This window comes from Janthinobacterium sp. FT14W, assembly GCF_009208755.1.
Lineage (GTDB): Bacteria > Pseudomonadota > Gammaproteobacteria > Burkholderiales > Burkholderiaceae_D > Janthinobacterium > Janthinobacterium violaceinigrum.
The window spans coordinates 101737-114150 of the sequence record NZ_WFLL01000020.1 but is presented as its reverse complement, the minus strand read 5'-3'; the positions used below and the strand labels follow the sequence as shown (position 1 = coordinate 114150).

1 protein-coding gene is annotated in these 12414 nt (G+C 67.4%); it reads left to right on the top strand.

Features of this window, described 5'->3' with window-relative positions; translation table 11 throughout:
- Nucleotides 1-738 precede the first annotated feature (738 nt).
- The gene (locus GCN74_RS15220; RefSeq protein ID WP_193317101.1) at nt 739-12399 is read left to right on the top strand and encodes a DUF11 domain-containing protein; all 11661 of its coding nucleotides are present in this window, start codon (nt 739-741) and stop codon (nt 12397-12399) included.
- Nucleotides 12400-12414 lie beyond the last annotated feature (15 nt).

Sequence of the window (12414 nt, the reverse complement as noted above, 5' to 3'; positions counted from 1 at the left end):
GGCGCCTGCATGGCTGGCGCCGCTACCGGCGCGGCCGGGAGCGAGGCGGCGGGCGGCGGGGCGAACGGGCTGCAGGCCGCGAGCAAGGCGCAGGCGCAGGCCAGCAGCAGGCGGCGATGGGCATGGGGCATCAATGAGGACTCCTGGCAAAGGGATGGCACGGTGGTGGCGCAGGGCGCGATGGGGCGATAGTAAGCGATCCGGGCACCGGTGCGATAGCCGCGACGCCTGCGCGCCCGTCCTGCAAGACCAATTCCCCCTGCTGCCTGCCCCGTCTTGCAGGGAAATGGACGCGCATGCCGTGAAATTGGTATCAAGGGCAGGCACCGGAAAATGAATATGCGGCGTGAATATGCGGCGGCGCAGGAGCGAATGGGGAACTTGCCGCGCAGGCAGGGAAAAGGCGTATTTCAGTAAATGCTGTTAATCGGAATTAATAATTTCTTTTGGAAAACAAACTACGCGTTTGATAGTTTCGCATGATTATGTAAATGATAATTTAAATATTGTGCCGAGCTAATCAGTATGCGGTAAAAAATAGAATGTCAGCGTGACTACACGATTAATTTGAGGAATGTGTTGCGAAATATCAACGAGATAATTTAATTTCATTGTTGGAAACAAAAAAAGCACTGTTGTCGTACGCTTGAACTGTTACTTGTTCATATAATCATGACAAATAAATGTCATTTTTATATCGTCCTGCATCTTGCAGCGGTACATTTCTTAGCGAACAACATGATCAAAACACTACAGGAAACGGCAGGCCGTTCCGGCCGCCATGCAGCTTTTTCGTCCGCCTGGCGCTATCTGGGCATGCTGGCCGCGCTTGCCGGCCGCACCCGCCGCTTCCACCTTTCCAAGTGTCATGCTGTGCCGCTGGCGCTCGCTTCCCTGCTGCTGGGCGCCGCCGCGCCCGCCGCTGCACAGGTGTTGTGGGAGGATTACCGCGGCATCGAGCGGGTGCCGGCCAATCCGCCCGCGCCCAATTACAACAACGGTTTCAACGCGGGCAGCACGGGCCGGCTCGCCAGCCTGGCGGCGCTGGCCGCCAATCCTGCCGCCAACGCGGCGCGCACGGGCACCTCGGCACAGCTGGACTGGGCCAATGGCACGCCGGCCAATCCCGGGCAGCTATGCAACTTCGATACGCAGCAGACGTCCCCTGCCTGCCGCGCCTGGATCATGGGCCGCGTGATGTACACGCTGGTGGTGTTCCCGCAGGCGGGCAATTACAAATTCAGCGTCGCGCACGACGATGACGTGAAGGTGGATTTCTCGACCCAGTATTCGACCAATTACCGCAATACCGTGTACAACGTGGCCGTGGGCAGCGTGGCCGAATATTCGAATAATGAAACGGATTTCCAGAATTTGGCCGGCAATTTCAATAGCGCCACGCCCGGCGGCTGTTATCTGGCCCGCGTCCTGTGGAATAACGTGGGCGGCATCAATTATTTGCACATGCGCTGGACGCGTCCCGACAATGTGACGGAAATTATTCCCGCTGCGCAATTGCGCGATCCCAGCCTGGCCAGTTCCTATGCCGACTGTACCAATAGCAAGACGGACCTGGCCGTCAGCAAGGCGGGGCCGGCGCAGTTTTCCGTCGGCAAACCCCTGAGCTACACCATGAAAGTGTGGAACCGCGGTCCGGCCCTCAGCGCGGGCGCCACCTTCAGCGATGTGCTGCCGGCCAGCCTGAGCAATGTCAGCTGGACCTGCGCCGCCAGCGGCAGCGCTTCCTGCGGCACGCAAACCTCGGGTTCGGGCAGCAACAATGTGAGCATTACCATGGGCAACCTGCCCGTGAATGGTTCCGTCAGCGCCCCCACCGCGGGTTCCTACCTGACGGTGACGATCACGGCCACGCCGGGCGACGCCGCCAGCATCGTGAATACGGCCACTGTGACCGTTTCGCCCGACGAAACGGATAGCGATCTGAGCAACAACAGCAGCAGCACCACGGCCATGGTCAGGACGAATACCTTGACGGTGCTCAAGGTGCTGGCGCCGGCCAGCGACAGCGGCCTGTTCATCATGAATGCCAACGGCACGGAGGGCGTGCAGGGCGGCAACGGCGCCACGGCCAGCGCCGTGGTACGCGTGGGCAACCTCGTCACGTTGGCGGAAAACGCGGGCACGGCCACCGTGCTGGCCCAGTACCAGAGCAGCTACAGCTGCGTGCGCACGGATACGGCGGCCGTCATTTCCAGCGGCGCGGCCAACGCGGGCAACTTCACCATGCCCGAGGCGCCCGTCACCTGTACCATCAGCAACCGCCGCCTGCAGGCGGACATGCAAGCCGTCACGACGGTGCCGGCCGGTCCCTACAATGCCGGTTCGCCCGTGACGGTGACGGGCGTGTGCACGAACAACGGTCCCGACAGCGCGGCCGAGCCCACCTGCGTGATGAGCGGCTTGCCCGCCGGCGCCACGGCCGCCTGCAGCGCGCCCGTGTCGCCGTTCATTCCCGGTTCGCGCATCAATTGCAGTTCCACCTTCAACCTGCCCGCCAGCGGCAGCCTGACGATCACCACCACGGCCGGCGCGAGCACGCTGGACCCCATCCCCGCGAACAACGTCGACAGCGACAGCCTGGGCATCGTCAGCCCGCTCGTGCGCGTGCAGAAAAGCGTCGACAAGACCAGCGCCTTCATCGGCGACACCGTGCAGTGGACCTTGACGGCGAACAATACCGGCACGGGCGCTACCACGGCCATCCTGACCCTGGCCGATACCTTGCCGGCCAACCTGGCCAGCATCGTCGTCACGCCCACGGCGCCCGCCACCTGCGCGCCGCTGGCCGGCAATACGCTCAGCTGCAGCGTGCCGGCCGGCCTGGCGCCGGGCGCCAGCGCCGTGGTCAGCCTCACCGGCGTGCCGACGGCGGCTGGCAATTTCGTCAACAGCGTGGCGCCGTCCGGCGGCAATGGCGCCAGCTGCGCCACGGCGGGCGCCTGCCAGACCACCACCGTGGTCAGCAAGGCGCTGGTGGACGTCACCACCACCCTGAACGGCTTTCCCGGCTCGACGAATGCGGGCGATGCCATCAGCGGCACGGTCACCTACCGCAACATGGGGCCGGGCGCGGCGGAAAACGTCACATACACGCTGCAATTGCCGCCTGGCTTGACGGGCGTGTCCGTCGTCGGCGTGACGGGCGTGTACAACGCGGGCACGGGCTTCATCGTCCTGTCGGGCCTGCCGCCGGATCTGGCGGCGGGGCAGGGCGTCACCTTCAATCTCAGCTATACGCAGCCGCCCACGAACACCTCGTTTGTCACCAGCGTGGTCGCCACCACCTCCGTCGAAGTGGCCAACGACTTGCCGAATACGGCCACCGTGATGGTGCCGGGGCCGAACGTGCGCGTCACCAAGGTGGCCGACAAGCTGACGGCCAACGTGGGCGAGAACATCACGTGGACGGTCACGGCCAGCAATACGGGCAATATCGCCAACCAGGGCGTCGTGAGCCTGGCCGATCTGCTGCCGCCCAACCTGGCCGTCACCAGCGTGCTGCCCGGTCCCGGCGTGAACTGTCCGCCGCTGGCGGCCTGGGTGGCGTCGAGCACGCAGACCTGCACCATCGCCGCCGGCCAGCTGGCGGCCCTGAACGGCAGCCGCAGCGTCACCATCACGGCGCACGCGACGGCGGGCGGCAGCCTGGCCAACCGCATCATGCCGACCGGCCCCGATAATCCATCCTGCGCCACGGCGGAAAACTGCCGTACGGTCACGGCGATCACCAGCCCCAAGGTGGCGGTGATGAAATCCGTCGACCACGCCAGCATCAATATCGGCGCCAGCCTGAGCTGGAGCGTCACGGCGACCAATAGCGGCGATGGCGTGAGCACCGCGCCCATCACCCTGAGCGATACCTTGCCGGCCAACCTGCTGAGCCTGAACGTGGCGCTGGTCGGCAGCGCCACCTGCGCCGCGCCGGTGGGTAATATCCTCACCTGCACGGTGCCGGCCGGCCTGGCCGCGAACGGCGGCAGCGCCGGCTTCATCGTCACGGCCACGCCTGCCGCGGCGGGCACCTACGCCAACAGCGTCGTGCCGTCCGGCGCCGACAACCCGGCCTGCGCCACGCCCGCCGCCTGCGCCACCACCAGCACGGTGACCAGCCCCAGCGTGGCCGTGACGAAAGGCGTCGACAGGACCACCGTCAACCTCGGCGACACCATCACGTGGACCCTGAAAGCCATCAACAGCGGCAGCGGCCCCACGAATGGCCCGATCACCCTGACCGACACCTTGCCCGCCAACGTGGGCGCGCTGCAGATCCTGCCCGTGGCGCCCGCCAGTTGCGGCGTGCCCGCCGGCAATACACTGACGTGCACCGTGCCGCCAGGGCTGGCCAGCGGCATGCAGGCAACGGTGTCCATCAAGGCCGTGGCAAATGCGGCCGGCACGGTGGCCAACAGCCTCGTGCCAAGCGGCGTCGACAATCCCGCCTGTGCCACGCCGGCCAATTGCCAGACCATCACCACCGTCACCAGCCCGAACGTGGCCGTGAAAAAGACCGTCGACAAGGCCAGCATCAACGTGGGCGACACGCTCACGTGGACCTTGACGGTGAGCAATAGCGGCACGGGCGCCAGCACGGGCGTCGTCACCTTGGCCGACACCTTGCCGGCCGGCCTGGCGAACGTCGTCGTCAGCCCGCAGGCGCCCGCCACCTGCGCGCCCGTGGCGGGCCAGAACCTCGCATGCAGCGTGCCGGCCGGCCTGGCCCCCGGCGCCTCGGCGAAAATCGTCGTCAGCGCCACGCTCACCGTGGCTGGCGCCGCCGTCAACAGCGTGCTGCCATCTGGGCCCGACACTCCCGCCTGCGTGCTGCCCGGCGATTGCGGCACCAGCACCACGGTGGTCAAGCTGCTGGTCGACGTCACCACCACCCTGAACAATTTCCCGCCGAATACCCTGGCGGGCGACATGATTGCCGGCACCGTCACCTACGCCAACGTGGGACCGGGCCCCGCCGAAGGCGTCACGTACACCCTGCAACTGACGCCCGGCCTGAGCAACGTCGTCCTGACGGGCGCCGCCGGCAGCTACAATCCCGCCACGGGCGTCGTCACCCTCAGCGGCTTGCCCGCGGGCCTGGCGAATGGCCAGAGCACCAGTTTCAACGTCAGCTACACGCAGCCGGCCGACAACCTGTCGATGGTGACGTCGAGCATCGCCACCACCTCGGTGGAAGTGGCGAACCACTTGCCGAACACGGCCACGGCAACCGTGCCCGGCCCCATCATCCGCGTGACGAAACTGGCCGACAAGACGACGGCCAACGTGGGCGAGACGATTACCTGGACCATCACGGCCACGAATACGGGCAGCCTGGCCAACCTGGGCGTGGTGACCCTGACCGACATCCTGCCCGCCAACGTGGCGGTGCTGTCCGTCACGCCGGGCGCGGGCGTGAACTGTCCGCCGCTGGCCAGCTGGCTGGCCAACAGCGCGCAAGCGTGCACCGTCGCGCCAGGCCAGCTGGCCGCCGTGAATGGCAGCCGCAGCATCACCCTCACGGCCCGCGGCACGGCCGGCGGCAGCCTGGGCAACAAAGTGCTGCCGAGCGGACCCGATAACCCCGCCTGCGCCCAGGCCGCTTCGTGCCAGACCGCCACCACCATCCTCAGCCCGCAAGTGGCCGTGCGTAAAACCGTCGACAGGAGCAACATCAACGTGGGCGAGGCGCTGACGTGGACGATAGCCGTGGCCAATACGGGCACGGGCGCGACCATGGGCAGCGTCACCCTGACGGACACCTTGCCGGCCAACCTGACCCTGTGGCAAGTGTTGCCCGCGTCGCCCGCCACGTGCGCGGTGCCGAACGGCAACCAGCTCGTGTGTTCCATTCCCGCCGGCATGGCGGCAGGCGCCACGCTCAATATCGTCGTCAAGGGCGTGGCCAATGGGGCCGGCGCCTATGTCAATACGGTGGTGCCGAGCGGACCCGACAACCCGGTCTGCCCGCAGCCCGGCGATTGCAGCACCACCAGCACGGCCGTGAAACTGCTGGTCGACGTGACCACCACCCTGAACGGCTTTCCCGGCAGCACGCATGCGGGCGACACGATTGCGGGCACCGTCAATTTCAGCAATATCGGCCCCGGGCCGGCCGAAGGCGTGACGTACAGCCTGCAACTGGCGCCCGGCCTGGCCGGCGTCAACCTCGGCGGCGTGACGGGCAGCTACAACGGCGGTTCCGGCCTGGTGACCTTCAGCGGCGTGCCGGCCACCCTGGCGGCGGGGCAGGGCTTCAGCTTCCAGCTCAGCTACATCCAGCCGGCCAGCAATCTGTCGACCGTGGTCAGCCGCATCGCCACGACATCGGTGGAAGTGCCGAACGACCAGCCCAACGTGGCCACCGTCACCATGCCCGGCTCCATCATTCGCGTCAGCAAGACGGCCAACAAGGCCGTGGCAAATGTCGGCGAGGAAATTATCTGGACGATTACGGCCAGCAACACGGGCAGCCTGGCCAACCAGGGCGCCGTCATTTTGACGGATTTGCTGCCAGCCAACATCGTCGTGACGAATGTGGCGCCCGACAGCGGCGTCACCTGCCCGCCGCTGGCCAGCTGGGTGGCCAACAGCAGCCAGAGCTGCAGCGTGGCCATCGGCCAGCTGGCGGCCGGCAACGGCCAGCGCCAGATCGTGCTGACCGGCAAGGCGAGCGCGGGCGGCAACCTGGCCAACCATGTCATGCCGAGCGGCCCGGACAATCCGGCCTGCTTCCAGGCCAACAGCTGCCAGACGCAGACCACCATCACCAGTCCCAGCCTGGCGCTGAGCAAAAGCGTCGACAAGCTGGCGCTGAACATCGGCGACAGCCTGACGTGGACGGTCACCCTGGCCAACAGCGGCACGGGCGCCAGCACGGCCGTCGCCACCCTCACCGATACCTTGCCGGCCGGCCTGGCGAATATCGTCGTCACGCCTGCCGCACCCGTCACCTGCGCGCCGCTGGCCGGCAATGTGCTCACGTGCAGCGTGCCGGCCGGCCTGGCCGCCGGCGCCAATGCCACGCTGCAAGTGACGGCGCGGGCCGCCGCCGCTGGCAGTCTCGTCAATGGCGTCAGCGCCAGCGGCACGGATCACCCCGCCTGCCTGCAGGCGGGCGATTGCAGCACCACCAGCACCGTCAGCGCGCCCTTGCTGAACGCCAGCAAGACGGTCGACAAGACGGCCGCCAACGTGGGCGACACCCTGACGTGGACCTTGACTTTGCGCAATAGCGGCAGCGGTCCCAGCACGGCCATCGCCACCCTGGCCGATACCTTGCCTGCGGGCCTGGCGAACGTGCTGGTGACACCCACGGCGCCCGTCACTTGCGCCGCGCCGGCGGGCAATGTCGTCAACTGCAGCGTGCCGGCCGGCCTGGCCGCCGGCGCCAGCGCCAGCGTCAAGCTGAGCGCCACGGCGGCCCTGTCGGGCAGCCTCGTCAATGCGCTGCTGCCGGGCGGGCCGGACAACCCCGCATGCGCCGTGCCCGGCGATTGCCAGAGCACCACGGTGGTGTCGAAACTGCTGGTCGACGTGACCACCACGCTCAACGGCTTTCCCGCCAGCAGCAACGCGGGCGACGCCATCCGCGGCGTGGTGACGTTTGCCAACGTGGGGCCTGGCGTGGCGGAAACGATGAGCTACAGCCTGCAGCTGGAAGCGGGCCTGGGCGGGGTCTCCGTCAGCCCCGTCAGCGGCGCGCCCGGCATCAGCGGCGTCTACAACAGCGCCACGGGCATGTACGTGCTGAGCGGCTTGCCGGCCACCCTGATCGCGGGGCAGAGCGCCAGCTTCAATCTGTTCTACACCCAGCCGGCCAGCAACAGCTCGCGCATCACCAGCGTGGTGGGTACCAGTTCCACGGAAATCGTCAACGACTTGCCGAACACGGCGACGACGAACTTGCCGGGCCCCGTGATTCGCGCCAGCAAGACGGTCGACAAGGTGAACGCGGCCGTGGGCGATATCCTGACCTGGAGCATCACGGCCACGAATACGGGCAACTTGCCGAATCAAAATGCCGTCGTCATCGCCGACGTACTGCCCGCCAATCTCGTCGTGCTCAGCGTGACGCCCGATGGGGGCGTGAGCTGTCCGCCGGCCGCCAGCTGGACGGCAGGCAGCGTGCAGTCATGCACGATTGCGGCAGGTCAATTGGCCGCCGGCAATGGCAGCCGCAAGGTCGTCATCACGGGCCGGGGTTCGGCGGGCGGCAGCCTGTCGAACCGCGTCGTGCCCAGCGGCGGCGACAATCCCGCCTGCGAGACGGCCAGCGCCTGCCAGGCCACGACGAGCCTCGTCGCGCCGCAAGTGACGGTGCGCAAGAGCGTCGACAGGAGCAATGCCAGCGTGGGCGACTTATTGACCTGGACCATTACCGCCAGCAATGGCGGCACGGGCGCGACCAAGTCCGCCATCGTGCTGACCGACAACCTGCCGGCGGGCGTCAGCGGCGTGCAAGTGCTGTCCACGCAGCTGGCCACCTGCGCGCCCGTGGCGGGCAATATCGTCACGTGCAGCGTGACGGCCGGCCTGGCGCCGGGCGGACAGGCGCAAGTGGTGCTGCGCGCCACGGCCAGCGCGGCCGGCGTGCTGCAGAACACGGTGTTGCCTAGCGGCCCGGACAATCCTGTCTGCGCGCAGGCGGCGGACTGCAGCACCACCACCACGGCCATCAAGCTGCTGGTCGACGTGACCACCACCCTGAACGGTTTCCCCGGCACCACCAGTGCCGGCGACCAGATCAACGGCATCGTCAGCTACAGCAACGTGGGTCCCGGCACGGCCGAGAACGTGACGTACAGCCTGAAACTGGCGCAAGGCCTGATGGGCGTGACCCTCAGCGGCGCGGCCGGCAGCTATGACGCTGTCAGCGGCATGCTGACGGTGACGGGCTTGCCCGCCAGCCTGGCGGCCAACGAACTGCACAGCTTTGGCCTGTCGTATATCCAGCCGGCCAGCAATGTGTCGACCATCGTCAGCATCATCGGCACCAGCTCGACGGAAGTGCAGTATGACTTGCCGAACACGGCCACGGTGACCATGCCGGGTCCCGTGATCCGCGTCACCAAGACGGCCAGCGTCGTCAATGCCAACGTGGGCGACAGCATCACCTGGACCATTACCGCCATCAACAGCGGCGGCGTGGCCAACCTGGGCGTGGTGACCCTGGCGGACATCCTGCCGCCCAACCTGACGGTACTGGCGGTCAACGCCGATGCGGGCGTGACTTGCCCGCCGCTGGCGAACTGGGTGGCGAACAGCGTGCAAAGCTGCAGCATTGCTGCTGGTCAGCTGGCTATCGGCAATGGCACGCGCAGCGTGCGCGTGACGGCCACGGGCACGCTGGAAGGCGTGCTGTCGAACCGCGTGATGCCGAGCGGCCCCGACAACCCCGCCTGCGCGCAGGCGAACAGCTGCGAATCGGGCATCGTGCTGACTGGCCCCAAAGTCGCGGTGCGGAAAAGCGTCAACCGCGCCAGCGCCAATGTGGGCGACACCGTCGTGTGGACCATCACGGCCAGCAACACGGGCACCGGCCCCACGCGCGCCGTCATGACCCTGGTCGACACCTTGCCGGCCGGCCTGACGAATGTGGTGCTCACGCCCGTGCGCGCCACTTGCGCGCCCGTGGCCGGCAATGTGCTGACTTGCAGCGTGCCTGCCGGCCTGATCGGCAATGGCGGCGAAGCCAGCGTGGAAGTGTCGGCCACCGTCACCCAGGCGGGCACGGCCCTCAACCGCGTCGTGCCGTCCGGGCCCGATGCGCCGCTGTGCCTGGCGCCGGCCGATTGCCAGACCAGCACCAATGTCACCAGCCCCAGCGTGATGGTGAAGAAAGTGGCGGACAAGGCCAATGCCAGCATCGGCGACACCGTCAGCTGGACCATCACGGCCACCAACCGCGGCAGCGGCGCCACCACGGCGGCCATCACCTTGACGGACGACCTGGCCGCCAGCCTGGCCGAGATCGTCGTCACGCCGGCCGCGCCCACCACGTGCGCGCCGCTGGCGGCGAACAAGCTGGTGTGCACGGTGCCCCCCGGCCTGGCGCCGAATGCCGTGGCCGCCGTCATGGTGAGCGCGAAAGTGGCGGCCAGCGGCACCTTGAGCAACACCATCGTGCCCGCCGGTCCCGACTTGCCGCGTTGTGCGCAGGCATCTGATTGCACGGCCGTCACGGAGGTGGCAAATCCCGCCATCGGCGCGGCGCTGGGCGTGGGCAAGGTGACCCAGCTGTCGGCCAAGGTCTTCACCGTGCCGTACACGGTGGTGATCCGCAACGTGGGCAAGGGCGCGGCGCAGAACGTGCAGGCGCTCGACAGCCTGCGCGCCGCCTTCCCCGAGCCCGTCGCGTGCCGCATCGTCGCGCCGCCTGCCGCGCCCGCCATTGGCGGCAGCCGGCAGCTGGCCGTCAACCCGGGCTTTACGGGCGGTTGCGGCGGCAGCGACTTGCGCTTGCTGAGCGGCGATGCGGCCCTGGGCGAGGGCGAGTTGAGCGTCATTACGTTCACCGTGGAAATCACGGTGCAGGATACGACTTTGCCGCAATACAACAACAGCGTGTTTGCCAGCGCGCTGGCCGGCAATGTCGCCAACGGCGGCGGCGCCATCAGCGTGCCGCCCGCCCCGGCGGCAGGCGTGATCGCCGCCAATCCCACGTACACGCCCCCCGTGGGCAGCCTGGTGTTCGATGCGTCCAACAACGGCGGCAGCCATGCGGGCGCCGCGGCCACGGCAGCGGACGTGGCCGCGCTGGCGGACAAGGTCGACCCTAACCGCAATGGCAATGCCTCGGACACCATGGGCGGCGTCGCCTTCACGGGCGAAGACACGCCCACGCCCGTGGTGTTGCTGCGGCAAGTGGTCGATGTCATCAAGGCAGTGTCGGCGCAGCAACAAGTCGATGCCAGCAAGTTCGAGATCAGCTACACGGTGCAGGCGGCCAACCGCTATCCTGCCGGCTACCCGACCTCGACCATGGTGCAGGTGGCGGAAAACCTGCGCGCCGTCTTCCCCACGGCCACCAGCGTCGCCCTCAAGCCGGGCAGCCTGGCCGTCACGGCACGGCCCGCCAGCGCCACGGCCTGCGTCGCCAATCCCGACTTCAACGGCGCCACCGTGTTTGGCTTACTCAACGGCATGGGTGACTTGCAGCCGCAGGAAAGCTGCAACATCGTCTTCACGGTGCTGGTCGACTTCGGCAGCGTGGCGGCCATCCCCACCGTGGCGCAGCTGAACCAGGTGTATGCGAGCACCTTGCCGGGCTCGGCAACAGGCGGCCGCAATATCGGCCACAGCTACAGCGGCGCCGATGGCGGCAATACGCCGGTGGCGCCCGCCAGCGTGCTGGCCCTGGCCAGTTCGGCCGATACCTTGCTGCTGCCGGCCACGCCAGGCGCCACGCCGCCCAGCTTTACGCCCGTGCTGTTCAACACCAAGGACAAGCCGATGCTGTTGATCAGCAAGAGCGTCAACAAGACCCAGGCCGAGATCGGCGACAGCCTGCAATACACGATCGAGGTGAAGAACACGGGCGTGGCGACGGCATTCGGCGTCAGCGTGCTCGACAAACTGCCGGCCGGCTTCCGCTACATCGACGGCACCACCACGCGCAACAATGTGCTGCAGCCCGATCCCTCCGGCAAGCCGGGGCCGCAGCTGAGCTTCAAGCTGGAATCGCTGGCGCCGAACGCCAGCGCCAGCTTCCGCTACCGCCTGCGCGTGGGCGTCGGTTCGCTGCAGGGCGACGGCATCAACCGGGCCCAGGCAACGACCACCAACGGCCCGCCGTCGAACGAGGCGCGGGCGAAAGTGAAGGTGACGGGCGGCGTGTTCACGACGGATGCCTGCATCGCCGGCAAGGTGTTTGTGGACTGCAACAACAACCACGTGCAGGACGCCGAGGAACTGGGCATCCCGGGCGTGCGGCTGTACATGGAGGATGGCACGAACTTCACCACGGACGTGGAAGGCAAGTACAGCTATTGCGGCATCACGCCGAACAGCCATGTGATCAAGGTCGACGGCGCAACGTTGCCGCGCGCCAGCCGCATGATGGAAGCATCGAACCGCAACCTGGGCGATCCGCACAGCCTGTTCCTCGATACCAAGAACGGCGAGCTGCTGCGCGCCGACTTCATCGAGGGCTCGTGCTCGAATCCCGTGCTCGAGCAAGTCAAGGCGCGCCGCGCCCAGGGCGAGGTGCGCAGCGTGGAAAGGGAGGGCGGCAAGGGAGGGGGCCTGAGTTTCAGCAGCCAGCCGGCCGCCGCGCCGGCCCAGGCGACGGACAGCGCCAACCAGCCTGTCGTCGCGCCCCGCCTGCCCGCGCCAGCCGCTGTGCCGGCCACGGCGCCAGCCGCAGGAGGCAGCCATGTGCAATAAGCCTCTGCCACCTTG